This is a genomic window from Pseudomonas brassicacearum, from assembly GCF_009601685.2.
GTDB classification, from domain to species: domain Bacteria; phylum Pseudomonadota; class Gammaproteobacteria; order Pseudomonadales; family Pseudomonadaceae; genus Aquipseudomonas; species Aquipseudomonas kilonensis_B.
Genome location: NZ_CP045701.2, coordinates 5891744 through 5915436 on the forward strand (window position 1 = coordinate 5891744; position 23693 = coordinate 5915436).

33 protein-coding genes and 1 pseudogene are annotated in these 23693 nt (G+C 57.7%); 2 read left to right on the forward strand and 32 right to left on the reverse strand.

Annotation, left to right across the window (positions count from 1 at the left end; all coding sequences use genetic code 11):
* Nucleotides 1-39: 39 nt before the first annotated feature.
* On the reverse strand, nucleotides 40-1035 hold the full coding sequence (locus GFU70_RS25555) for a GlxA family transcriptional regulator (protein ID WP_058543342.1): 996 nt from the start codon (nucleotides 1033-1035) through the stop codon (nucleotides 40-42).
* A gap of 98 nt (nucleotides 1036-1133) precedes the next feature.
* Between GFU70_RS25555 and GFU70_RS25560 the strand changes: the two genes are divergently transcribed.
* A complete protein-coding gene (locus tag GFU70_RS25560) occupies nucleotides 1134-1697 on the forward strand; it encodes a cysteine hydrolase family protein (protein ID WP_058543341.1) in 564 nt (187 codons plus the stop codon).
* Nucleotides 1698-1772: 75 nt separating this feature from the next.
* Here GFU70_RS25560 and GFU70_RS25565 read toward each other — a convergent pair whose 3' ends face one another.
* Together GFU70_RS25565 and GFU70_RS25570 are read right to left on the reverse strand one after the other, a co-directional pair.
* A complete protein-coding gene (locus GFU70_RS25565; RefSeq protein ID WP_003206078.1) occupies nucleotides 1773-2294 on the reverse strand; it encodes a single-stranded DNA-binding protein in 522 nt (173 codons plus the stop codon).
* A gap of 9 nt (nucleotides 2295-2303) precedes the next feature.
* Complete coding sequence (locus GFU70_RS25570) at nucleotides 2304-3701, reverse strand: MFS transporter (protein ID WP_058543340.1); 1398 nt, start codon at nucleotides 3699-3701, stop codon at nucleotides 2304-2306.
* Nucleotides 3702-3880: 179 nt separating this feature from the next.
* Here GFU70_RS25570 and uvrA point away from each other — a divergent pair, with 179 nt between their 5' ends.
* The gene (gene uvrA / locus GFU70_RS25575) at nucleotides 3881-6715 is read left to right on the forward strand and encodes an excinuclease ABC subunit UvrA (protein WP_058543339.1); all 2835 of its coding nucleotides are present in this window, start codon (nucleotides 3881-3883) and stop codon (nucleotides 6713-6715) included.
* Nucleotides 6716-6810: 95 nt separating this feature from the next.
* Here the strand turns inward: uvrA and bfr are convergent, their stop codons facing one another.
* The 29 genes and pseudogenes from bfr to rplD all read right to left on the reverse strand — a co-directional run bounded on the left by bfr (nucleotide 6811) and on the right by rplD (nucleotide 23691).
* Nucleotides 6811-7275, reverse strand: a complete 465-nt coding sequence (bfr, locus tag GFU70_RS25580; RefSeq protein ID WP_058543338.1) for a bacterioferritin — start codon at nucleotides 7273-7275, stop codon at nucleotides 6811-6813.
* Nucleotides 7276-7433: 158 nt separating this feature from the next.
* Nucleotides 7434-8882, reverse strand: coding sequence for a catalase (locus GFU70_RS25585; RefSeq protein ID WP_153388991.1), 1449 nt, complete (start codon nucleotides 8880-8882; stop codon nucleotides 7434-7436).
* Nucleotides 8883-9131: 249 nt separating this feature from the next.
* A pseudogene (gene ltrA / locus GFU70_RS25590) lies at nucleotides 9132-10457 on the reverse strand (group II intron reverse transcriptase/maturase).
* A 568-nt stretch (nucleotides 10458-11025) separates the two neighbouring features.
* Nucleotides 11026-11412 carry a 50S ribosomal protein L17 gene (gene rplQ, locus GFU70_RS25595; RefSeq protein WP_003186009.1) on the reverse strand — a complete coding sequence of 129 codons (387 nt, stop codon included), beginning with the start codon at nucleotides 11410-11412 and terminating at the stop codon, nucleotides 11026-11028.
* A gap of 42 nt (nucleotides 11413-11454) precedes the next feature.
* Nucleotides 11455-12456: a DNA-directed RNA polymerase subunit alpha gene (locus tag GFU70_RS25600; RefSeq protein WP_003186012.1), complete on the reverse strand. Its 1002-nt coding sequence runs from the start codon at nucleotides 12454-12456 to the stop codon at nucleotides 11455-11457.
* A 22-nt stretch (nucleotides 12457-12478) separates the two neighbouring features.
* A complete protein-coding gene (gene rpsD / locus GFU70_RS25605) occupies nucleotides 12479-13099 on the reverse strand; it encodes a 30S ribosomal protein S4 (RefSeq protein WP_003176404.1) in 621 nt (206 codons plus the stop codon).
* An 18-nt stretch (nucleotides 13100-13117) separates the two neighbouring features.
* Nucleotides 13118-13507 (reverse strand): 30S ribosomal protein S11, encoded by a 390-nt coding sequence (gene rpsK / locus GFU70_RS25610; RefSeq protein WP_002555466.1) that lies wholly within the window; start codon nucleotides 13505-13507, stop codon nucleotides 13118-13120.
* A 30-nt stretch (nucleotides 13508-13537) separates the two neighbouring features.
* On the reverse strand, nucleotides 13538-13894 hold the full coding sequence (gene rpsM, locus GFU70_RS25615; protein ID WP_003186020.1) for a 30S ribosomal protein S13: 357 nt from the start codon (nucleotides 13892-13894) through the stop codon (nucleotides 13538-13540).
* 130 nt (nucleotides 13895-14024) lie between these two features.
* Nucleotides 14025-14141: a 50S ribosomal protein L36 gene (gene rpmJ / locus GFU70_RS25620; RefSeq protein WP_002555468.1), complete on the reverse strand. Its 117-nt coding sequence runs from the start codon at nucleotides 14139-14141 to the stop codon at nucleotides 14025-14027.
* Nucleotides 14142-14171: 30 nt separating this feature from the next.
* On the reverse strand, nucleotides 14172-15500 hold the full coding sequence (gene secY, locus GFU70_RS25625; protein ID WP_015097035.1) for a preprotein translocase subunit SecY: 1329 nt from the start codon (nucleotides 15498-15500) through the stop codon (nucleotides 14172-14174).
* On the reverse strand, nucleotides 15501-15938 hold the full coding sequence (gene rplO, locus GFU70_RS25630) for a 50S ribosomal protein L15 (RefSeq protein WP_003186032.1): 438 nt from the start codon (nucleotides 15936-15938) through the stop codon (nucleotides 15501-15503).
* Nucleotides 15939-15941: 3 nt separating this feature from the next.
* A complete protein-coding gene (gene rpmD / locus GFU70_RS25635) occupies nucleotides 15942-16118 on the reverse strand; it encodes a 50S ribosomal protein L30 (protein WP_003186033.1) in 177 nt (58 codons plus the stop codon).
* Nucleotides 16119-16120: 2 nt separating this feature from the next.
* The gene (gene rpsE / locus GFU70_RS25640) at nucleotides 16121-16621 is read right to left on the reverse strand and encodes a 30S ribosomal protein S5 (protein WP_003186035.1); all 501 of its coding nucleotides are present in this window, start codon (nucleotides 16619-16621) and stop codon (nucleotides 16121-16123) included.
* A gap of 3 nt (nucleotides 16622-16624) precedes the next feature.
* The gene (gene rplR / locus GFU70_RS25645) at nucleotides 16625-16975 is read right to left on the reverse strand and encodes a 50S ribosomal protein L18 (protein WP_003186037.1); all 351 of its coding nucleotides are present in this window, start codon (nucleotides 16973-16975) and stop codon (nucleotides 16625-16627) included.
* 10 nt (nucleotides 16976-16985) lie between these two features.
* Nucleotides 16986-17519 carry a 50S ribosomal protein L6 gene (rplF, locus tag GFU70_RS25650; RefSeq protein ID WP_053125864.1) on the reverse strand — a complete coding sequence of 178 codons (534 nt, stop codon included), beginning with the start codon at nucleotides 17517-17519 and terminating at the stop codon, nucleotides 16986-16988.
* 12 nt (nucleotides 17520-17531) lie between these two features.
* Nucleotides 17532-17924: a 30S ribosomal protein S8 gene (rpsH, locus tag GFU70_RS25655; RefSeq protein WP_017848802.1), complete on the reverse strand. Its 393-nt coding sequence runs from the start codon at nucleotides 17922-17924 to the stop codon at nucleotides 17532-17534.
* 210 nt (nucleotides 17925-18134) lie between these two features.
* Nucleotides 18135-18440 carry a 30S ribosomal protein S14 gene (gene rpsN / locus GFU70_RS25660; RefSeq protein ID WP_003186042.1) on the reverse strand — a complete coding sequence of 102 codons (306 nt, stop codon included), beginning with the start codon at nucleotides 18438-18440 and terminating at the stop codon, nucleotides 18135-18137.
* A 13-nt stretch (nucleotides 18441-18453) separates the two neighbouring features.
* On the reverse strand, nucleotides 18454-18993 hold the full coding sequence (rplE, locus tag GFU70_RS25665) for a 50S ribosomal protein L5 (protein WP_003186044.1): 540 nt from the start codon (nucleotides 18991-18993) through the stop codon (nucleotides 18454-18456).
* A gap of 20 nt (nucleotides 18994-19013) precedes the next feature.
* Nucleotides 19014-19328 carry a 50S ribosomal protein L24 gene (rplX, locus tag GFU70_RS25670; RefSeq protein ID WP_003186046.1) on the reverse strand — a complete coding sequence of 105 codons (315 nt, stop codon included), beginning with the start codon at nucleotides 19326-19328 and terminating at the stop codon, nucleotides 19014-19016.
* 11 nt (nucleotides 19329-19339) lie between these two features.
* Nucleotides 19340-19708, reverse strand: coding sequence for a 50S ribosomal protein L14 (rplN, locus tag GFU70_RS25675; RefSeq protein ID WP_002555479.1), 369 nt, complete (start codon nucleotides 19706-19708; stop codon nucleotides 19340-19342).
* Between the two features lie 23 nt (nucleotides 19709-19731).
* Nucleotides 19732-19998 carry a 30S ribosomal protein S17 gene (gene rpsQ / locus GFU70_RS25680; protein ID WP_003194644.1) on the reverse strand — a complete coding sequence of 89 codons (267 nt, stop codon included), beginning with the start codon at nucleotides 19996-19998 and terminating at the stop codon, nucleotides 19732-19734.
* A gap of 2 nt (nucleotides 19999-20000) precedes the next feature.
* Nucleotides 20001-20192, reverse strand: coding sequence for a 50S ribosomal protein L29 (gene rpmC, locus GFU70_RS25685; RefSeq protein WP_002555481.1), 192 nt, complete (start codon nucleotides 20190-20192; stop codon nucleotides 20001-20003).
* Nucleotides 20192-20605, reverse strand: a complete 414-nt coding sequence (gene rplP, locus GFU70_RS25690; RefSeq protein WP_003186052.1) for a 50S ribosomal protein L16 — start codon at nucleotides 20603-20605, stop codon at nucleotides 20192-20194. The genes rpmC and rplP overlap by 1 nt, the downstream gene beginning before the upstream one ends.
* Nucleotides 20606-20617: 12 nt before the next feature.
* Complete coding sequence (gene rpsC / locus GFU70_RS25695) at nucleotides 20618-21304, reverse strand: 30S ribosomal protein S3 (protein ID WP_003176422.1); 687 nt, start codon at nucleotides 21302-21304, stop codon at nucleotides 20618-20620.
* Nucleotides 21305-21317: 13 nt separating this feature from the next.
* Nucleotides 21318-21650, reverse strand: a complete 333-nt coding sequence (gene rplV / locus GFU70_RS25700) for a 50S ribosomal protein L22 (RefSeq protein ID WP_003103908.1) — start codon at nucleotides 21648-21650, stop codon at nucleotides 21318-21320.
* A gap of 11 nt (nucleotides 21651-21661) precedes the next feature.
* Nucleotides 21662-21937, reverse strand: coding sequence for a 30S ribosomal protein S19 (gene rpsS / locus GFU70_RS25705; RefSeq protein WP_002555486.1), 276 nt, complete (start codon nucleotides 21935-21937; stop codon nucleotides 21662-21664).
* Between the two features lie 16 nt (nucleotides 21938-21953).
* Entirely contained in the window at nucleotides 21954-22778 is an 825-nt protein-coding gene (gene rplB, locus GFU70_RS25710) for a 50S ribosomal protein L2 (protein WP_003186055.1), read from the reverse strand.
* A gap of 14 nt (nucleotides 22779-22792) precedes the next feature.
* Entirely contained in the window at nucleotides 22793-23092 is a 300-nt protein-coding gene (gene rplW, locus GFU70_RS25715; RefSeq protein WP_002555488.1) for a 50S ribosomal protein L23, read from the reverse strand.
* Nucleotides 23089-23691, reverse strand: a complete 603-nt coding sequence (gene rplD, locus GFU70_RS25720; RefSeq protein ID WP_003186057.1) for a 50S ribosomal protein L4 — start codon at nucleotides 23689-23691, stop codon at nucleotides 23089-23091. Before rplD ends, rplW begins: the two co-directional genes overlap by 4 nt.
* Between the last annotated feature and the right edge of the window lie 2 nt (nucleotides 23692-23693).

Sequence of the window (23693 nt, forward strand, 5' to 3'; positions counted from 1 at the left end):
CCAGCGGGGATAAATCCCCTCGCCACAAAGAGTCCAGGGTCAGCCTTTGGGAGTACTCGGCGGGCTCACCCCAAACCGCGCCCGGTAATCACTCGGCGCCAACCCGGTTATTTTCTTGAACGTCGCGCGAAAGGCGCTCGGGTCCTGGTAACCGACGGTCCAGGCAATGTGGTCGATGGTGCCATTGGTGAACTCCAGCATTTCCCGAGCCTTGCCGACGCGCAGGTGCTGGCAGTACTCAGTGGGCTTGAGCCCCGTGGCGGCGCGGAACCGGCGCAGGAAAGTGCGCTCCTCCAACCCGGCGCGTTCGGCCATCGCACCGAGGGAAACCTCCACCGCGCCGCTGCTTTGCAGCCAATGCTGGACCTTGAGAATTGCCGGGTCGCCATGGCCGAGAATCGGTGCAAAATTACTCCCGCACTGGCTCGCGCTGTCGCTGTGTTCAATCACCAGAAATTGCGCCGTGCGCGTGGCGATGCTGGGCCCAAGCAAGCGGTCCACCAAACGAAGCCCCAGTTCTGACCAGGCCATCAACCCGGCGGTGGTGATCAAGTCGCCGTCGTCGACGATGGGTTTGTCGGCGTTGAGCTTGATCTTCGGGTAACGCGCCGCAAAGGACTTGGCCGACGTCCAGTGGGTAGTGGCGCTGCGCCCGTCGAGCAGGCCACTTTCGGCCAGCAGGATCGAGCCCACACACACACCGCCCAACACGGTGCCGCCCGCATGCTGCGCACGCAGCCAAGCCATCAGCGTTGGCGAGGCCAGTTCGTCATCGAAGCCGGCAAGCGACGGCGGAATCAGCAACGCCACCAAATGGCCCGTCGGGCCGGTTTCGCTGTCGAACACCCGCCGCGGCGCCTCGTCGTTGTCGATTTGCCAGTGACTGACCCGCAACCGTGGCAATTGTGCACTGGTTTGCTCGGCCGCGATCCGATGGGCCACGGCGAACAGATCGGTCAAGCCATGCACCGCCGCCATTTGCGCGCCGGGGTAGATAAGCACCCCAAGCTCGGCGACTGCCCTTTGCTGCGCCATTGTCAGTTTTCCCTCGCTTATTGTCGTTGCGGCCAATCCTCGAACCGGCGGTAAACGCCAATACTGGCGCCCTCTCTCACCTGATAAAGGAAGCCTTCATGTCCAAGCAAGCGCTCATCGTAGTCGATATCCAGAACGACTACTTCCCCCAGGGCAAATGGCCGCTGGTCGATGCCGACGTCGCCGCCGATAACGCCGCACGGTTGATCGAAGCGTTTCGCCAGGCCGGCGACAGCGTGGTGCACATCCGCCACGAATTCACCTCCGACGACGCGCCCTTCTTCACCCCAGGCTCCGAAGGCGCACAACTGCACCCCAAGGTGCTCAATCGCGCCGATGAACCGGTGGTGCTCAAGCACTTCGTCAATGCGTTTCGCGAAACCGAACTGCAAGCCCTCCTCGACCAGCACGGCATCGAACAACTGGTGGTCGTCGGCAGCATGAGCCACATGTGCGTCGAGGGCGTAGTACGGGCAGCGGCGGACCTGGGCTATGGCGTCACGGTGATCCACGACGCTTGTGCCACCCTCGACCTGGAATTCAACGGCGTCGTCGTGCCGGCTGCCCAGGTGCATGCGGCGGTCATGGCAGCGCTGGGGTTTGCCTACGCGAGTGTGGTGAGCACTGAACAGTTTTTGGGCGCCAGCCGGACGCAGCCATAAGTTTCAAGCGAAAAAAAACCGCGCCTCGGAAACGAAGCGCGGTTTTGTTGTTAGCTCGGAGCTATGAACTGCTCTTTAAAACGGAATATCGTCATCAAAGCTGTCGAAATCCGGAGCCGGTTGCGGCGCGGCCTGTTGTGGGGCCGGGCGTTCGCGTTGTGGCTGCGGAGCCGACTGCGGACGAGGCGCCTGCTGACGCGGGGCCGGAGCCGACTGCTGGTAGTTGTTGCCACCTTGTTGCTGGTCGCCCTGTGGACGGCCGCCCAACAGTTGCATGGTGCCTTGCATGTCAACCACGATTTCGGTGGTGTAACGCTTGATACCGTCCTTTTCCCACTCGCGGGTCTGCAGCTTGCCTTCGATGTACACTTGCGAGCCTTTGCGCAGGTATTCGCCGGCGATCTCAGCCACTTTGCCGAACATCGACACGCGGTGCCATTCGGTCTTCTCGACCTTCTGGCCGGTCTGCTTGTCGGTCCACTGTTCGCTGGTCGCCAGACTCAGGTTGGTCACGGCGTTGCCGTTGGGCAGGTAGCGAACTTCAGGATCCTGGCCGCAAGTACCGACCAATATGACTTTGTTAACCCCACGGGCCATAACGTTCTCCTAGGCTTCGCACGTGGTCGGGGCCGGGTTGTTCACCAGGCGCTCGAGCGTCGCGCGATCCAATAATTCGGTGTCGAGTTTGATATACACGGCCGCCTCGTCGGCGACCACCACTGCATCGGTTACTCCAACGACGGCCTTCAGACGCTCGGTCAGGCCAGCCTCACGAATCGCCTCGGGCGATAAGGGCAAGCGCAGGCTCGTCACATAGGGAGGTTCGCGCATGGTAACAGCAAAGGCTAACCAAAGTGCAGCCAGCGCGGCACATCCCAGGAACACAACCGACAAACCGCCATGCTGGAACAGCCAGCCGCCGAGGATCCCGCCCAACGCTGAACCCAGGAACTGGCTGGTGGAATAGACCCCCATCGCGGTGCCCTTGCCGCCCGCCGGTGAAACCTTGCTGATCAGCGACGGCAGCGATGCTTCCAGCAGATTGAACGCGGTGAAGAACACCACCGTGCCAATCACCAGGGCCCGCAAGCTATCGCCGAACTGCCAGAAGAATAGCTCAGTGAGCATCAGCGTCGTGACGGCGCCTAGCAAAACTCGTTTCATTTTGCGTCGTTTCTCGCCATAGATGATGAACGGGATCATGGCGAAGAACGAAATCAGCAGCGCCGTCAGGTAGACCCACCAGTGCTGCTCCTTGGGCAGGCCGGCCTTCTCGACCAGGGCCAGCGGCAGGGCTACGAAACTGGACATCAGCATGGCGTGGAGCGCGAAAATGCCCAGGTCCAGGCGCAACAGGTCCGGGTGCTTGAGCGTCGGGATCAGCGCCTGGCGCGCCACCCCGGACTCACGGTGCTGCAACGGCCCGGTGGAACGCGGCACCATGAACGCCACGATCAGGATGCCTATCAGCGCCATGACTCCGGTGGCCAGGAACAGCCCCGACAAACCAAAGGCGCGGGTCAGCAAGGGGCCTACGACCATGGCGACAGCGAACGACAGACCAATGGTCATGCCGATCATGGCCATGGCCTTGGTCCGATGCTGTTCGCGGGTCAAGTCCGACAGCAGCGCCATGACAGCCGCGGAAATAGCCCCGGCGCCCTGTAGGATGCGTCCGGCGATCACGCCCCAGATCGAGTCGGCATTGGCCGCCAGCACACTGCCCAGGGCGAAGACGATCAGCCCCAGGTAGATGATCGGACGCCGGCCGATGCGGTCGGAAATGATCCCGAACGGGATCTGGAAGATCGCCTGGGTCAGGCCATAAGCGCCAATCGCCAACCCAATGAGGGCCGGGGTCGCGCCAGCCAGGTCCATGCCATAGGTCGCCAGCACCGGCAACACCATGAACATGCCCAGCATACGGAAGGCGAACACCAGGGCCAGACCGCTTGCTGCGCGCGTCTCGCCACTACTCATGCGTTCGCTGTGGGGATCTTGCATGGAAAAACCTCATGTGAACCGGCGGCGATTCTACCAGTCCCATCGATTGAGAGGGTATATGGCGACCGTTTGCCGCGCAGTCTTCATGTATGGCTGCAATCGCACCTTCAATAGTGTGCATCCATCCAGTATTTGCCCGTATACTCCTACGTTTTCGACGCCCGCCGAGCGAGGCCACTTTGGACAAGATCCTGATTCGTGGGGCCCGTACCCACAACCTGAAGAACATCGACCTGACCCTGCCACGGGACAAGCTGATCGTCATCACCGGCCTGTCCGGATCCGGCAAATCATCCCTGGCCTTCGACACGCTGTACGCTGAAGGCCAGCGACGCTATGTCGAATCGCTGTCAGCCTACGCCCGGCAGTTCCTGTCGATGATGGAAAAACCCGACGTCGACACCATCGAAGGCCTGTCGCCGGCCATTTCCATCGAACAGAAGTCGACCTCCCATAACCCACGGTCGACGGTCGGTACCATCACCGAGATCTACGACTACCTGCGCTTGCTGTATGCGCGAGTCGGCATTCCCCGCTGCCCCGATCACGACATTCCCCTGGAAGCCCAGACCGTCAGCCAGATGGTCGACCTGGTGCTGGCCCAGCCGGAAGGCAGCAAGCTGATGTTGCTGGCGCCGGTGATTCGCGAGCGCAAGGGCGAACACCTGATGGTTTTCGAAGAACTGCGCGCCCAGGGCTTCGTGCGGGCCCGGGTCAACGGCAAGCTGTGCGAACTGGACGAACTGCCGAAGCTGGATAAGCAGAAGAAGCATTCGATCGATGTAGTGGTCGATCGCTTCAAGGTCCGCGCCGATCTGCAACAGCGGTTGGCCGAGTCCTTCGAGACGGCGCTGAAGCTGGCCGATGGCATCGCCCTGGTCGCGCCGATGGACGACGAGCCCGGCGAGGAAATCATTTTCTCCGCGCGCTTCGCCTGCCCGGTCTGCGGCCACGCCATCAGCGAGCTGGAACCCAAGCTGTTCTCCTTCAACAACCCGGCCGGCGCCTGCCCGACCTGCGATGGCCTGGGGGTCAAGCAGTTCTTCGACACCAAGCGACTGGTCAATGGCGAGCTGACCCTGGCCGAAGGCGCGATTCGCGGCTGGGACAGGCGTAACGTCTATTACTTCCAGATGCTCGGCTCGCTGGCGGCCCATTACAAGTTCAGCCTGGACAAGCCGTTCAACGAGCTGCCCGCCGACCAGCAGAAATTCATCCTGCAAGGCAGCGGCTCGCAGAATGTCGACTTCAAATACCTCAACGACCGCGGCGACATCGTCAAGCGCTCCCACCCGTTCGAAGGCATCGTGCCGAACCTGGAGCGACGCTACCGCGAGACCGAATCGGCCAGTGTGCGCGAAGAACTGGCCAAGTTCCTCAGCACCCAACCCTGCCCGGATTGCCGTGGCACCCGTCTGCGTCGCGAAGCGCGGCACGTGTGGGTCGGCGAGAAGACGCTGCCGGCGGTGACCAACCTGCCGATTGGCGACGCCACCGATTATTTCGGCGGTTTGAAGCTCACTGGCCGTCGGGGCGAAATCGCCGACAAGATCCTCAAGGAAATTCGCGAGCGCCTGCAGTTCCTGGTGAACGTCGGCCTGGACTACCTGACCCTCGATCGCAGCGCCGACACCTTGTCCGGCGGCGAAGCCCAGCGTATCCGCCTCGCCAGCCAGATCGGCGCCGGCCTGGTGGGGGTGATGTACATCCTCGACGAGCCGTCCATCGGCCTGCACCAACGGGATAACGACCGGCTGCTCGGCACCCTGAAGCACCTGCGGGACATCGGCAACACGGTGATCGTGGTCGAGCACGATGAAGACGCGATTCGCCTGGCCGACTACGTGGTGGACATCGGCCCGGGCGCGGGCGTGCATGGCGGGCACATCGTCGCCCAGGGCACCGCCGCCGAAGTCATGGCGCACCCTGACTCGCTGACGGGTAAATACCTGTCTGGCCGGGTCAAGATCAAGGTCCCGGCCAAACGTACGCCACGCAACAAGAAGTTGTCGCTGACCCTCAAGGGTGCTCGCGGCAACAACTTGCGCAACGTCGACCTGGAAATCCCGATTGGCCTGCTGACCTGTGTTACCGGCGTCTCCGGCTCCGGCAAGTCGACGTTGATCAACAACACCCTGTTCCCCCTCAGCGCCACGGCCCTGAACGGCGCCACCACCCTGGAAGCGGCCGCCCACGACAGCATCAAGGGCCTGGAGCACCTGGATAAAGTGGTCGACATCGACCAGAGCCCGATTGGCCGTACCCCGCGTTCCAACCCGGCGACCTATACCGGGTTGTTCACACCGATCCGCGAACTGTTCGCCGGCGTACCGGAGTCCCGTTCGCGTGGCTACGGCCCGGGGCGTTTCTCGTTCAACGTCAAGGGCGGGCGCTGCGAAGCCTGCCAGGGCGATGGCCTGATCAAGGTGGAAATGCACTTCCTGCCAGACATCTACGTGCCGTGCGACGTGTGCAAGAGCAAGCGCTACAACCGCGAAACCCTGGAAATCAAGTACAAGGGCAAGAACATCCACGAAACCCTCGAGATGACTATCGAAGAAGCACGGGTGTTCTTCGACGCGGTGCCGGCCCTGGCGCGCAAGCTCCAGACGCTGATGGATGTCGGCCTGTCGTATATCAAGCTGGGACAGTCGGCAACCACGCTGTCGGGCGGTGAAGCCCAGCGGGTCAAGTTGTCCCGCGAGCTGTCCAAGCGCGACACCGGCAAGACCCTGTATATCCTCGACGAGCCGACCACAGGCCTGCACTTCGCCGATATCCAGCAATTGCTCGACGTGCTGCACCGCCTTCGTGACCACGGCAACACCGTGGTGGTGATCGAACACAACCTGGACGTAATCAAGACCGCTGACTGGCTGGTGGACCTGGGGCCGGAAGGTGGTTCCAAAGGTGGCCAGATCATCGCCGTAGGGACGCCGGAACAAGTGGCCGAGATGAAGCAGTCCTACACCGGCTACTACCTCAAGCCGCTGCTGGAACGTGATCGGGACTGATTTTACCCGAGCACGAAAAAGCCCCTGTCATCTCATCGATGGCAGGGGCTTTTTTGCGATTTCGAAAGGATCGCAGCCTTCGGCAGCTCCTACATTCAGAACTGCGATTGCAGGTAGTTTTCCAACCCGACCAGCTTGATCAGACCCAACTGCTTCTCCAGCCAGTAGGTGTGGTCTTCTTCGGTGTCGTTGAGCTGGATCCGCAGGATCTCGCGGGTCACGTAGTCGTTGTGCTGCTCACAGAGCTCGATGCCTTTGCACAGCGCAGCGCGGACTTTGTATTCCAGGCGCAGATCGGCGGCGAGCATATCGGGCACCGTGGTGCCGACGTCAAGATCATCGGCACGCATGCGTGGCGTACCTTCGAGCATCAGGATCCGGCGCATCAGCGCATCGGCGTGCTGGGTCTCTTCTTCCATCTCGTGGTTGATACGTTCGTAGAGCTCGGTAAAACCCCAATCCTCGTACATCCGCGAATGGATGAAATATTGATCACGGGCTGCCAGTTCGCCTGTCAGCAACGTGTTGAGGTAATCGATTACGTCTGGGTGACCTTGCATCGCCCTACATCTCCACAAGCTTTTAAAGGTTGTAGTTTGAACCAAGCTGACCGCAAGGTCACTGCCTCAACGCTACAAAAGCGAAGAAAATCCGAGAAAACCAGGTTAAATAACGCAAAAACCGCCCTAATGAGGGCGGTTCTGCTTCTCGTTTAGACTTAGGTAAGCGCTATACCCAAGGCTTTTGCAATGCCTTCTCCATAAGCAACATCTGCCTTGAAGAAGTGCTGCAACTGGCGGTCAACCACATCCGGCGATACGCCAGCCATCGCACCGGCGATGTTGCTGATCAACAGCGCTTTCTGCTCATCGCTCATCAAGCGGAACAGCGCACCAGCGTGGCTGTAGTAGTCAGTGTCTTCGCGATGATCGTAACGATCCGCCGCGCCACTGAGGGCCAGTGCTGGTTCTGCGTAACGTGGAGCCTGCTTCGGCGCTTCCACGTAGCTGTTAGGCTCGTAGTTCGGAGCCGCCCCGCCATTGCTGCCAAACGCCATGGCGCCGTCGCGCTGGTAGGTATTGACCGGACTGCGCGGCGCATTCACCGGCAATTGCTGGTGATTGGTGCCCACACGGTAGCGGTGCGCATCAGCGTAGGCGAAAACGCGGCCCTGCAACATGCGATCCGGCGAGAGACCAACCCCTGGCACCATGTTGCTAGGGCCAAACGCCGCTTGCTCGACTTCGGCAAAATAATTCAGCGGGTTACGGTTGAGCTCCAGCACGCCGACTTCAATCAGCGGAAACTCTTTCTGCGACCAGGTCTTGGTGACGTCAAACGGATTCTCGTAATGCGCCGCGGCCTGGGCCTCGGTCATGACCTGGATGCAAACGCTCCATTTCGGGAAGTCACCGCGCTCGATGGCGCTGAACAAATCACGCTGGGCGTAATCCGGGTCGGTACCCGCCAGGCGTGCTGCCTCTGCCGGCGCGAGGTTCTTGATCCCTTGCTGGGTCTTGTAGTGCCACTTCACCCAGTGGCGCTCACCCTGTGCGTTGATCAGGCTGTAGGTGTGACTGCCGAAGCCGTGCATGTGGCGGTAGCCATCCGGAATACCGCGATCGGAAAACAGAATGGTGACCTGGTGCAGCGCCTCAGGCGAATGCGACCAGAAATCCCACATCGCTTGCGCGCTTTTCAGATTGCTTTGCGGCAGACGTTTCTGGGTGTGGATGAAATCTGGAAACTTCAACGGATCACGGATGAAGAATACCGGCGTGTTATTGCCGACGATGTCCCAGTTGCCTTCCTCGGTGTAGAACTTCAGGGCGAAGCCGCGCGGGTCGCGCTCAGTGTCAGCCGAACCACGCTCGCCGCCCACAGTGGAGAACCGCAGGAAGGTGGGCGTCTGCTTGCCAACCGATTCGAACAACTTGGCGCTGGTGTACTGGGTAATGTCCCGGGTGACGGTGAATGTGCCGTAGGCGCCCGAGCCTTTGGCGTGCACACGGCGCTCAGGGATGTTTTCGCGGTTGAAGTGAGCAAGCTTCTCGATCAGGTGAAAGTCGTCGAGCAGCAGCGGGCCGCGCGGGCCGGCGGAGCGAGAGTTCTGGTTATCGGCGACAGGAGCGCCGCTGGCGGTCGTAAGCGTTTTGGTCTGGCTCATGCTCAATCTTCCTAGGTCGGTCTTCGAACTGCCGGCTAATCGGCTGGAAAGGAGTATTGATCATGTTAATGACAGTATCCAAATTCATTAAATCATGGACATCGATAGTCATTATCTAACGCTGAATACTTGCCGATAGCCAAGCCAGGCAAAACAGCCCGTCTGCTTTTCCTCCAGGATCGAGTAGGAGGCGGCCTTACAGCCGCCGTCCTCTCACACCACCGTACGTACGGTTCCGTATACGGCGGTTCAGGTTACACGGCTAAGCCGGTTTATCGTATCCAGTATCGAGAGCAATCCGAGCTGATTCCACAGTTTCTTCGGTAGCGCCTGATTCATATGTGACGCTCCCGAGTTCCACCATGGGCCTCGCCCGTTGAATGCTGATGTACAGGCTCGCGCTTCGCTAAGGCCTAGGCGTATCAGGTTGCGCGCCCTCGTCGAGGGCTGCTTCCATTGGCGCCAGATGACACATCGAAGCTTACGTCGTACCCAACCGTCCAGTTCCTCAAGGGCTCGCTTGTTCTGACTGCGCTTGAAGTAGCCCGCCCAGCCAAGCAGCACGGGGTTTATCCGGTCAATGACATCCGCCATCTTGTGACCACGTGCCCCACGCAACAGCGCTCTGAGCCGGTCGCGCAAGCGCCCTAGGCTCAGCGTCGCCACTTTCAGCTTCGGCTGTTTATGCCAACTCATCCCATAACCCAGGTAGTCACAGACCCAGGGCCGCGCCACACGGCTCTTTTCCCGATTCAGCGCTAGTTTCAGTCGCCGGCTCAGGAAGCGCTCAACCCCGGCCAACACCCGTTCGCCAGCACGACGACTGCGCACATAAATGTTCGCATCATCGGCATAACGCACGAAGCGATGGCCCCGCCGTTCCAATTCGCGGTCGAGTTCGTTGAGCAGGATGTTCGACAGCAGCGGCGAGAGCGGGCCGCCTTGCGGCGCCCCCTCCTGCCGGCGGCTGACGACCCCACCCGACATGACTCCAGCTTCGAGGTAACAACGGATCAGCCTGAGCACCCGCTTGTCTTCGACTTGACGCTCGACGTAGGCCATCAAGACATCGTGGTTGACCCGATCAAAGAACTTCTCCAGATCGAGCTCCACGCACCAGCGGTGGCCCGCCGCCACATGGGTGCGGGCTGTTTCGATGGCTTGATGAGCGCTTCTACCCGGGCGAAAGCCGTAGCTGTAGTCCGAGAACAGAGGGTCGAAAATCGGCGTGAGCTGTTGCAGCAAGGCCTGTTGGATCAGACGATCCACGACGTTGGGAATGCCCAACTGCCGTGTTCCACCTTTGGGTTAGGGGATTTCGACGGCGCGCACACCTTGCGGGTGATACTCGCCGGCCAGCAGCCGAGCCTTGAGGATCGGCCAATACTGATTCGTGTAGTCCGCCAATTGCTCCACCGTCATGCCATCGGCACCCGGTGCGCCCTTGTTGCTGACCACGCGTTGGTACGCACGCCGCAGGTTGGCGGGCGCAAGCACCCGCTCCATCAGCGTGTCCGGCTCCGCGTTCGTCCACGTCACAGACGCCGCCGATGTTTGTGCCCTGCCAGTCGTCACCCTCGGATACCGTCCGGAGCTTGGGGTAGCAGTCTTCTCTTAGAGAATATTCCACACTTCAACATTCGACGAGACTCTGACGCCTACTGGCGGCATAACCTGTTCGGCCCTTCATCGCCCCGGTTTCGGCGATTACTACGGCTTCAGCTGACTTCTGCACGCTCATCCCGTCGCCTCTCGACGCTCGGTAGCACAGTGGCAAGCCTGCAGATCTCCCAGGGTAATTCGCGCGACCTTCCTGCTTATGCCTGTCGGATCTACGTCACAGCGTTCCGTGCAAGTATTGGGCTTTGAAGATGTTGGCCTTCTTACCCCGCTGCGCCGACTCTATCCGCTTCCTGTTCGTCAGGCCAGCATTTTGCCTCGGGCTTCCTTCAGATTCGCAGTCACCCGCGACACCCTTGCCTCTGGCTAACACTTCCCCTTGCCGGGTGTGTAGAGGACTTGCACCTCCAAGTCACCAGCGTGGCCACCACAGCCAAGCTGGTTGCGCTTACGCGCAACGCGCCATGCCTGGCGCACCAACAAAAAACCGGGCACAAGGCCCGGTTTTTTGTATGTTGCCGACTTACTCAGCGGATACAGCTTCACCGCTGGTAGCACGATCAACCAACTCGACGTACGCCATAGGCGCGTTGTCGCCAGCGCGGAAACCGCACTTGAGGATGCGCAGGTAGCCACCCTCACGGGTAGCGTAGCGCTTGCCCAGGTCGTTGAAGAGCTTACCAACGATAGCTTTCGAACGAGTACGGTCGAAAGCCAGACGGCGGTTAGCCAGGCTATCTGTCTTGGCCAGAGTGATCAGCGGCTCAGCAACGCGACGCAGTTCTTTGGCTTTCGGCAGTGTAGTTTTGATCAGCTCGTGCTCGAACAGCGACACCGCCATGTTTTGGAACATGGCCTTGCGGTGCGAGCTGGTGCGGCTCAGGTGACGACCACTTTTACGATGACGCATGGTTCATTCCTTACCAAACACAACGTTCGGTGATTACGACGATCAGGCAGTCGCCTTGTCGTCCTTCTTAAGACTTGCAGGCGGCCAGTTGTCGAGGCGCATGCCGAGGGACAGACCGCGGGAGGCCAGAACGTCCTTGATTTCAGTCAAGGATTTCTTGCCAAGGTTCGGAGTCTTCAACAGCTCTACTTCGGTACGCTGAATCAGGTCGCCGATGTAGTAGATGTTTTCCGCCTTAAGGCAGTTAGCCGAACGTACAGTCAGTTCCAGATCGTCAACCGGGCGGAGCAGGATCGGATCGATCTCGTCTTCCTGCTCGACAACCACTGGCTCACTGTCACCTTTGAGGTCGACGAACGCAGCCAACTGCTGTTGCAGGATGGTTGCAGCGCGGCGAATAGCCTCTTCAGGATCCAGGGTACCGTTGGTTTCCAGATCAATAACCAGCTTGTCCAGGTTGGTACGCTGTTCGACACGGGCGTTTTCCACCACGTATGCGATACGGCGAACTGGGCTGAACGAAGAGTCAAGCTGCAAGCGACCGATGCTGCGGCTTTCGTCTTCATCGCTCTGACGCGAGTCTGCCGGTTCATAACCACGACCACGAGCTACAGTGAGCTTCATGTTCAGGGCGCCGTTAGACGCCAGGTTAGCGATTACGTGATCGGGGTTAACGATCTCGACATCATGATCCAGCTGAATATCGGCAGCGGTAACCACCCCCGAACCCTTCTTCGACAAGGTCAGCGTAACTTCGTCACGACCGTGCAGCTTGATAGCCAGACCTTTAAGGTTCAACAGGATTTCAATTACATCTTCCTGTACACCTTCGATGGCGCTGTACTCGTGGAGCACACCGTCAATCTCGGCCTCGACTACTGCACAGCCGGGCATTGAGGACAACAGGATGCGGCGCAGCGCGTTGCCCAGGGTGTGGCCAAAACCACGCTCGAGAGGCTCGAGTGTGATCTTGGCGCGGGTTGGACTGACAACCTGCACATCAATATGGCGGGGTGTCAGGAACTCATTTACCGAAATCTGCATGGATGCACCTATTTTCTAGCCCTTACTTGGAGTAGAGCTCGACAATCAGGCTTTCGTTGATGTCGGCGGACAGATCACTGCGAGCAGGAACGTTCTTGAAAACGCCCGACTTCTTCTCAGTGTCTACTTCTACCCATTCTACGCGGCCACGTTGGGCACACAGATCGAGAGCTTGGACAATGCGAAGTTGGTTCTTTGCTTTCTCGCGAACAGCAACCACGTCACCAGCACGAACCTGGTAGGACGGAACGTTTACGGTCTGACCGTTAACGCTGATCGACTTGTGCGATACCAGCTGACGGGATTCGGCACGAGTAGAACCGAAACCCATACGGTATACAACGTTGTCCAGACGGCATTCGAGCAGTTGCAACAGGTTTTCGCCGGTTGCGCCTTTCTTGCCAGCAGCTTCTTTGTAGTAGCCGCTGAATTGACGCTCGAGAACGCCGTAGATACGACGGACCTTCTGCTTTTCACGCAGTTGGGTGCCGTAGTCGGACTGGCGACCGCGGCGTTGGCCGTGGATACCAGGTGCTGCTTCAATGTTGCACTTCGATTCGATCGCGCGCACGCCGCTCTTCAGAAAGAGATCGGTGCCTTCGCGACGAGCGAGTTTGCATTTTGGACCAATGTAACGAGCCATTCTTTACAATCTCCTGGATTACACGCGGCGCTTCTTCGGCGGACGGCACCCGTTGTGCGGGATTGGCGTCACGTCGGTGATGCTGGCGATCTTGTAGCCACAGCCGTTCAAAGCGCGGACTGCGGATTCACGACCTGGACCTGGACCCTTGACGTTGACGTCGAGGTTTTTCAGGCCGTATTCCAGCGCAGCTTGACCAGCACGTTCAGCAGCTACTTGAGCAGCGAACGGGGTGGACTTGCGGGAACCGCGGAAACCCGAACCACCGGAGGTAGCCCAGGAAAGAGCGTTACCTTGACGGTCGGTAATGGTCACGATGGTGTTGTTAAAAGAAGCATGGATGTGGGCGATGCCATCAACCACTGTCTTTTTAACTTTTTTACGAGGACGAGCAGCAGGTTTTGCCATGATTAAATTCCTGTCGATTCGCTGGGGCGATTACTTGCGGATCGGCTTACGCGGACCTTTACGGGTACGCGCGTTGGTCTTGGTACGCTGACCGCGTACTGGAAGACCACGACGATGACGCAGACCGCGATAGCAACCGAGGTCCATCAAGCGCTTGATTTTCATGTTGATTTCGCGACGCAGGTCACCTTCAGTGGTGAACTTCGCCACTTCGCCACGCAGCTGTTCAATTTGCTCGTCGCTCAGATCCTTGATCTTTGCCGCTGGGTTAACCCCAGTCACTGCACAAATTTTCTGTGCAGTAGTGCGACCAACACCATAGATGTAGGTCAGCGAGATAACAGTATGCTTGTTATCTGGAATGTTGACGCCTGCAATACGGGCCATTCAGTGGGACTCCAATTGACAGCTACCTACGCCCCGGAAGCCAAGAAATAGGGCGCGAGATAATATCGCTGTAATAACAAATAATCAACCCGGCAGCGCACTAGCTGCCGGGCTTAAAGCACAATCACACTCAGCCTTGGCGCTGTTTGTGACGCGGTTCCGCGCTGCAAATTACCCGAACAACACCTTCGCGGCGAATAATCTTGCAGTTACGGCACAGCTTTTTCACCGATGCACGAACTTTCATCACCAACTCCTCGAACCTTATGGACGCTACTCAGCGCAACATGCCGCTGCCGTAGCCCTTCAGGTTGGCTTTCTTCATCAGGGATTCGTACTGGTGCGAAACGAGGTGCGATTGTACTTGGGACATGAAGTCCATCACAACCACGACCACGATCAGCAACGAGGTCCCGCCAAGGTAGAACGGTACGTTTGCCGCAACCACCAGGAACTGGGGCAACAGACAGACGGCCGTCATGTAAAGAGCACCGAACATGGTCAAGCGAGTCAGAACGCCATCAATGTAGCGCGCAGACTGCTCACCTGGACGGATGCCCGGAATAAAGGCACCGGACTTCTTCAGGTTTTCCGCTACGTCTTTCGGATTGAACATCAACGCCGTATAGAAGAAGCAGAAGAAAATAATCCCTGCACTAAACAGCAGAATATTCAACGGCTGACCAGGAGCGATCGACTGCGAGATGTCCTGCAACCAGCCCATACCTTCAGACTGGCCGAACCAGGCACCCAACGAAGCCGGGAACAGCAGGATGCTGCTCGCGAAAATAGCCGGAATTACGCCGGCCATGTTCACCTTCAACGGCAAGTGGCTAGTCTGCGCAGCAAATACCTTGCGGCCCTGCTGACGCTTGGCGTAGTGAACAGCAATACGACGCTGACCACGCTCAATGAACACCACGAAACCGATAATCGCTACTGCCAGCAGACCGATGGCAACCAGGGCGAAAATATTGATATCACCCTGACGCGCAGACTCGAAAGACTGCCCGATCGCTCTCGGAAGACCGGCGACGATACCTGCGAAGATCAACATCGAGATACCGTTGCCAACACCACGCTCAGTAATCTGCTCACCCAACCACATCATGAACATCGCGCCCGCCACAAACGTGGTTACCGCAACGAAATGAAAGCTGAAGTCAGCAGTGAACGAAACGCCCTGCCCCGCCAAGCCGATGGACATGCCAATGGCTTGAACGAGAGCGAGGACGACAGTGCCGTAGCGGGTGTACTGGCTGATCTTGCGACGGCCAGCTTCACCTTCCTTCTTCAACTGCTCCAGCTGCGGGCTGACGGCGGTCATCAGTTGCATGATGATCGATGCCGAGATGTACGGCATGATCCCCAGTGCAAAGATGCTCATCCGCTCCAGCGCACCGCCGGAAAACATGTTGAACAAGCTAAGAATGGTCCCCTCATTCTGTCGAAACAGGTCCGCGAGTCGGTCCGGGTTGATACCTGGAACCGGGATGTGTGCGCCTATTCGGTAGACGATAATCGCCAGGAACAGAAAACGCAGACGAGCCCAGAGTTCAGACATACCGCCTTTGCCGAGCGCAGAGAGAGCACCTTGCTTAGCCATTTATTCCTCGAACTTGCCGCCAGCTGCTTCGATAGCCGCACGCGCACCTTTGGTGGCGCCGATTCCCTTTCCGATGGTGACAGCACGAGCAACTTCGCCCGACAGCATGATTTTCACACGCTGTACGTTCTGGTTGATCACGTTGGCATCCTTCAGGGACTGCACGGTGACGATGTCGCCATCCACTTTGGCCAGCTCGGACAGACGCACTTCGGCGCGGTCCATGGCTTTCAGGGAAACGAAACCGAACTTCGGCAGGCGACGATGCAGCGGCTGTTGACCGCCTTCAAAGCCTGGAGCGATGGTGCCACCGGAGCGGGAGGTCTGACCTTTGTGGCCACGGCCACCGGTCTTGCCCAAACCGCTACCGATACCACGGCCCGGACGATGCTTTTCGCGACGGGAACCCGGCGCTGGACTCAGATCATTGAGTTTCATCGATTAACCCTCGACACGCAGCATGTAGTAAGCCTTGTTGATCATCCCGCGATTCTCGGGAGTATCCAGGACTTCTACAGTGTGACCGATGCGACGCAGACCCAGACCCTTAACGCACAGTTTGTGGTTAGGGATGCGGCCGGTCATGCTTTTGATCAGCGTAACTTTTACGGTAGCCATGATCAGAAGATCTCCTTGACGCTTTTGCCACGCTTGGCGGCAATGGATTCAGGAGACTGCATTGCTTTCAAACCCTTGAAAGTGGCGTGAACCACGTTTACCGGGTTAGTCGAGCCGTAGCACTTGGCCAGAACGTTCTGAACGCCAGCAACTTCGAGGACAGCACGCATAGCGCCGCCAGCGATGATACCGGTACCTTCAGAAGCAGGCTGCATGTACACCTTCGAAGCGCCATGGGCGGACTTCATTGCGTACTGCAGAGTGGTGCCGTTCAGATCAACCTGGATCATGTTGCGGCGAGCAGCTTCCATTGCCTTCTGGATCGCAGCAGGCACTTCACGCGACTTGCCACGGCCGAAGCCAACACGGCCTTTACCATCACCCACTACGGTCAACGCAGTGAAAGTGAAGATACGGCCGCCTTTAACGGTTTTGGCTACGCGGTTAACTTGAACCAGCTTCTCAATGTAGCCTTCGTCGCGCTTTTGGTCGTTATTTGACATAACTTAGAACTCCAGCCCAGCTTCACGAGCAGCATCAGCCAGCGCCTTGACGCGGCCGTGGTACTTGAAGCCAGAGCGGTCGAAAGCCACCTGCGAGACGCCAGCGGCTTTAGCACGCGTAGCGACCAGCTGGCCAACCTTAGTGGCCGCGTCGATGTTGCCAGTGGCGCCATCACGCAGTTCTTTATCCAAAGTCGAGGCACTTGCCAGGACTTTGTTGCCGTCGGCCGAAATGACCTGGGCGTAGATGTGCTGCGACGAGCGGAACACGCAGAGACGCACGACTTCGAGTTCGTGCATTTTCAGGCGTGCTTTGCGAGCGCGACGCAGTCGAGTAACTTTTTTGTCGGTCATTTGCTATGCCCTACTTCTTCTTGGCTTCTTTACGACGGACGACTTCGTCCGCGTAGCGCACACCTTTGCCTTTGTACGGCTCTGGTGGACGGAAGTCGCGGATCTCGGCGGCCACTTGACCTACCAGCTGCTTGTCGATGCCCCGGATCAGGATATCGGTCTGGCTAGGAGTCTCAGCGGTGATGCCTTCCGGCAGTTCATAATCCACTGGGTGCGAGAAGCCAAGAGCCAGGTTCAGCACTGTGCCTTTTGCTTGCGCTTTGTAACCAACACCGACCAGCTGGAGCTTGCGCTCGAAGCCTTGGCTTACGCCTTGGACCATGTTGTTTACCAACGCACGAGTGGTACCAGCCATTGCGCGAGTCTGTTGATCGCCATTGCGAGCAGCGAAACGCAACTCACCAGCTTCTTCAACGATCTCAACGGACGAATGGATGTTCAGTTGCAGAGTGCCCTTGGCACCCTTCACCGAAAGCTGTTGGCCTGCGAATTTGACTTCGACACCGGCTGGCAGCTTAACGGGGTTCTTAGCGACGCGTGACATGCTTATCCCCCCTTAGAACACAGTGCAAAGAACTTCGCCGCCGACACCGGCAGCGCGCGCAGCACGATCCGTCATCACACCTTTGTTGGTGGAGACGATAGACACGCCCAGGCCGCCGCGAACTTTCGGCAGATCCTCGACGGACTTGTACTGACGCAGGCCTGGACGGCTAACGCGCTTCACTTCCTCGATGACCGGACGGCCTTCGAAGTACTTCAGCTCGATGGACAGCAGTGGCTTGATTTCGCTGCTGATCTGATAACCCGCAATGTAACCTTCGTCCTTCAGGACTTTGGCAACAGCTACCTTCAACGTAGAAGATGGCATGCTTACGACGGACTTTTCAGCCATCTGGGCATTACGGATACGAGTTAGCATGTCCGCTAACGGGTCCTGCATACTCATGGGCTAGACGCTCCTAATACACAAAAAATTAGCCTTTCGGCTAGTACGTGTCGCCGAGCGCATCCGCGTAGTAAAAACACGGGCTCAGGCGAGCCGGGTATTCTAGACACACCCCACAAATGAATCAAGCCCCAATAGGGGCTTGATTCAAGTTCAAGGTCACCGACGGTCAGGATCTTGCGATCCCGAACGCCACGACTTTGACATTGCTTACCAGCTGGCTTTAACCAGACCTGGAACGTCACCACGCATTGCAGCTTGACGCAGCATGTTACGGCCAAGGCCGAACTTGCGGTACACGCCGTGCGGACGACCAGTCAGGCGGCAGCGGTTACGCATGCGCGAGGCGCTTGCGTCACGTGGCTGCTTCTGCAGGGCTACGGTAGCTTCCCAACGCGCTTCTGGACTTGCGTTCAGATCAACGATGATAGCTTTCAGCGCTGCACGCTTGGTGGCGTACTTGGCAACGGTGAGCTGACGCTTCAGCTCACGGTTCTTCATGCTCTTCTTGGCCATTTTCCTACTCCAATCAGTTGCGGAACGGGAATTTGAAAGCGCGCAGCAGTGCGCGACCTTCATCATCCGTCCGAGCAGTGGTGGTCAGGGTAATGTCCAGACCGCGGAGAGCGTCGATCTTGTCGTAATCGATTTCCGGGAAAATGATCTGCTCTTTAACGCCCATGCTGTAGTTGCCACGACCATCGAAGGACTTGGCATTCAGGCCGCGGAAGTCGCGAACCCGAGGCAGGGAGATCGACAGCAGACGATCCAGGAACTCGTACATACGCTCACGGCGCAGGGTCACTTTGACGCCGATCGGCCAACCTTCACGGACTTTAAAGCCAGCGATGGATTTCCGAGCGTAAGTCACGACGACTTTCTGACCGGTGATCTTTTCCAGGTCAGCAACAGCGTGCTCGATGACTTTCTTGTCGCCGATCGCTTCGCCCAGACCCATGTTCAGGGTGATTTTGGTAACGCGCGGAACTTCCATCACGTTCGAAAGCTTAAGTTCTTCCTTAAGTTTCGGTGCGATTTCCTTCCGGTAAATCTCTTTTAGTCGTGCCATGGTCTTCTACCTAGCAGTGTTCAAGCATCAACCGCTTTTTGGGTCGACTTGAAGACACGAATTTTCTTACCGTCTTCTACTTTGAAACCAACGCGGTCAGCCTTGTTGGTTTCGCCGTTGAAGATGGCGACGTTGGAAGCGTGCAGTGGCGCTTCTTTCTCGACGATACCGCCCTGTACGCCCGACATCGGGTTAGGCTTGGTATGACGCTTGACCAGGTTCAGACCACCAACAACCAGACGGTTGTCAGCAAGAACCTTCAGCACCTTACCGCGCTTACCTTTGTCTTTGCCGGCGATCACGATGATCTCGTCGTCACGACGAATCTTTTGCATGTCGGATCTCCTTACAGCACTTCTGGGGCGAGCGAGACGATCTTCATGAACTTCTCAGTACGAAGTTCACGGGTCACTGGCCCAAAGATACGGGTGCCGATCGGCTCTTGCTTGTTGTTCAACAGAACAGCAGCGTTGCCATCAAAGCGGATGATGGAGCCGTCAGCACGACGGACGCCATGGCGAGTGCGGACTACGACAGCAGTCATCACTTGGCCTTTTTTCACCTTACCGCGAGGAATTGCTTCCTTGACGGTAACTTTGATGATGTCACCGATACCAGCGTAACGACGATGGGAGCCACCCAGCACCTTGATGCACATAACACGGCGAGCGCCGCTGTTATCGGCCACATCGAGCATGGATTGAGTCTGAATCATATAATTTCTCCGACCCCTAGCCCTTAGACTTCCACAGCGCGTTCGAGAACATCAACCAGCGCCCAAGACTTGGTCTTGGCCATCGGACGAGTTTCACGAATAGTGACTTTGTCGCCGATGTGGCACTGATTGGTTTCGTCGTGCGCGTGCAGCTTAGTCGAACGCTTAACGTATTTACCGTAGATCGGGTGCTTAACGCGACGCTCGATCAGAACGGTGATGGTTTTGTCCATCTTGTCGCTGACAACACGGCCAGTCAGCGTACGGACAGTTTTTTCGGCTTCAGCCATGATTACTTACCTGCCTGCTGGTTGAGCACAGTTTTCACGCGAGCGATGTCACGCTTAACTTGCGAGAGCAGATGAGACTGCCCCAACTGGCCAGTTGCTTTCTGCATACGCAGATTGAACTGGTCGCGCAGCAGGCCGAGCAGTTGCTCGTTCAGCTGCTGTGCTGATTTTTCACGAAGTTCATTCGCTTTCATCACATCACCGTCCGTTTAACAAAGGAGGTGGCGAGCGGCAGCTTTGCAGCAGCCAGGGCGAAAGCCTCACGCGCCAGCTCTTCAGAAACACCCTCGATTTCATACAGGACTTTGCCTGGCTGAATCTGGGCAACCCAGTACTCCACGTTACCCTTACCTTTACCCATACGAACTTCGAGTGGCTTCTTGGTGACAGGCTTGTCCGGGAATACACGGATCCAGATCTTGCCGCCACGTTTTACGTGACGGGTCAGAGCACGACGCGCTGACTCGATCTGACGAGCGGTGAGACGACCACGAGCAACAGACTTCAGCGCGAACTCGCCGAAGCTGACTTTGCTACCGCGCAATGCCAGGCCACGGTTGTGACCGGTCATTTGCTTGCGGAACTTCGTACGCTTTGGTTGCAACATTTGGCGTACCCCTTACTTAGCAGCTTTTTTACGAGGCGCTGGTGCTTGTGGCTTCAGCTCTTCTTGGCGACCACCAATTACTTCGCCTTTGAAGATCCAAACCTTTACACCGATCACACCGTAGGTGGTGTGAGCTTCGTAGTTGGCATAGTCGATGTCGGCACGCAGGGTGTGCAGTGGCACACGACCTTCGCGATACCATTCAGTACGTGCGATTTCAGCACCGCCGAGACGACCGCTCACTTGGATTTTGATGCCTTTGGCACCAATGCGCATTGCGTTCTGTACAGCGCGCTTCATAGCGCGACGGAACATTACGCGACGCTCCAGCTGCTGAGCTACGCTCTGCGCAACCAGCATACCGTCGAGCTCCGGCTTGCGGATCTCTTCGATATTGATGTGCACAGGCACACCCATTTGCTTGGTCAGGTCCTGACGCAGTTTCTCAACATCTTCACCTTTCTTCCCGATAACGATACCTGGACGAGCGGTGTGGATGGTGATACGTGCAGTCTGCGCCGGACGATGGATATCGATACGGCTTACGGACGCGCTTTTTAGTTTGTCTTGGAGATACTCACGCACCTTCAGATCAGCGAACAAGTAGTCCGCATAAGTCCGACCGTCTGCGTACCAGACGGAGGTGTGCTCCTTGACGATTCCCAGGCGAATGCCAATGGGATGTACTTTCTGACCCATCTCTTCGACTCCGTTACTTGTCAGCAACCTTGACAGTGATATGGCAAGACCGCTTGACGATGCGATCAGCACGGCCTTTGGCACGTGGCATGATGCGCTTCAGCGAACGCCCTTCGTTGACGAAAACGGTGCTGACCTTCAGGTCATCAACGTCTGCGCCTTCGTTATGCTCGGCGTTGGCTACGGCCGACTCCAGCACTTTCTTCATGATCTCGGCGGCTTTCTTACTGCTGAAAGCCAACAGGTTGAGCGCTTCGCCCACCTTCTTCCCGCGGATCTGGTCGGCGACCAAGCGGGCTTTCTGGGCGGAGATTCGAGCGCCCGACAACTTAGCGGCTACTTCCATTTCCTTACCCCTTAACGCTTGGCTTTCTTGTCAGCCACGTGCCCACGGTATGTGCGGGTACCGGCGAACTCGCCCAGTTTGTGGCCGACCATGTCTTCGTTCACAAGAACTGGGACGTGTTGGCGACCGTTGTGTACTGCGATGGTCAAACCGACCATTTGTGGCAGGATCATCGAACGACGCGACCAGGTCTTAACTGGTTTGCGATCGTTCTTTTCCGCCGCCACTTCGATCTTCTTCAGTAGGTGAAGATCAATAAAAGGACCTTTTTTCAGAGAACGTGGCACTGTCGTATCCCTCTATTTACTTGCGACGACGGACGATCATTTTGTCGGTACGCTTATTACCACGAGTCTTCGCGCCCTTAGTCGGGAAGCCCCATGGCGATACCGGATGACGACCACCAGAGGTACGACCTTCACCACCACCATGTGGGTGGTCAACCGGGTTCATGGCAACACCACGAACGGTTGGGCGAACGCCACGCCAGCGCTTGGCACCAGCTTTACCCAACGAACGCAGGCTGTGCTCGGAGTTCGAGACTTCGCCCAGGGTCGCACGGCATTCAGCCAGTACTTTACGCATCTCACCAGAACGCAGACGCAGGGTCACGTAGACACCTTCACGAGCGATCAGCTGAGCCGAAGCACCAGCGGAACGAGCGATCTGTGCGCCTTTACCTGGCTTCAATTCGATGCCGTGTACGGTGCTACCAACTGGAATGTTACGCAGTTGCAGAGCGTTGCCCGGCTTGATCGGTGCCAGGGCACCTGCGATCAGCTGGTCGCCAGCACTCACGCCTTTAGGGGCGATGATGTAGCGACGCTCGCCATCTGCGTACAGCAGCAGAGCGATGTGAGCAGTACGGTTTGGATCGTATTCGATACGCTCGACGGTGGCAGCGATGCCATCCTTGTCGTTGCGACGGAAGTCGACCAGACGATAATGCTGCTTATGACCACCACCGATGTGACGAGTGGTAATACGGCCATTGTTGTTACGACCACCAGACTTCGATTTTTTCTCGAGCAGCGGTGCGTGAGGAGCGCCTTTATGCAGCTCCTGGTTGACCACCTTGACCACAAAACGGCGGCCAGGGGAAGTCGGTTTGCATTTAACGATTGCCATGATGCACCCCTTCCTTACTCAGCACTGCTGCTGAAATCGAGATCTTGGCCTGGCTGAAGGGAGATAACTGCCTTCTTCCAGTCATTACGCTTGCCCAGACCGCGAGCAGTGCGCTTGCTTTTACCCAGAACGTTCAGGGTAGTCACGCGCTCTACTTTCACGCTGAACAGGCTTTCGACGGCCTTCTTGATTTCCAGCTTGGTTGCGTCGGTAGCAACCTTGAAAACGAACTGGCCTTTCTTGTCTGCCAGAACCGTAGCCTTCTCGGAAACGTGCGGGCCAAGCAGAACTTTAAATACGCGTTCCTGGTTCATCCCAGCAGCTCCTCGAATTTCTTCACGGCCGACACGGTGATCAACACCTTGTCGTATGCGATCAGACTGACCGGATCGGAACCCTGCACGTCACGAACGTCGACGTGTGGCAGGTTGCGAGCAGCCAGGTACAGGTTCTGATCAACAGCGTCAGACACGATCAGGACGTCAGTCAGGCCCATGCCGTTCAGCTTGTTCAGCAGATCTTTGGTTTTCGGTGCTTCAACAGCGAAGTCCTGAACCACGACCAGACGATCAGTACGCACCAGCTCAGCAAGGATGGAACGCATTGCTGCGCGATACATCTTCTTGTTCAGCTTCTGGGAGTGATCCTGAGGACGAGCTGCGAAAGTGGTACCGCCGCCACGCCAGATTGGGCTACGGATAGTACCGGCACGAGCACGGCCAGTACCTTTCTGACGCCATGGGCGCTTGCCGCCACCGGAAACGTCGGAACGGGTCTTTTGCTGCTTGCTACCTTGACGGCCGCCGGCCATGTAGGCCACGACTGCTTGGTGAACCAGCGTCTCGTTGAATTCGCCGCCAAATGTCAGTTCGGAAACTTCGATCGCTTGAGCGTCATTTACATTTAATTGCATGT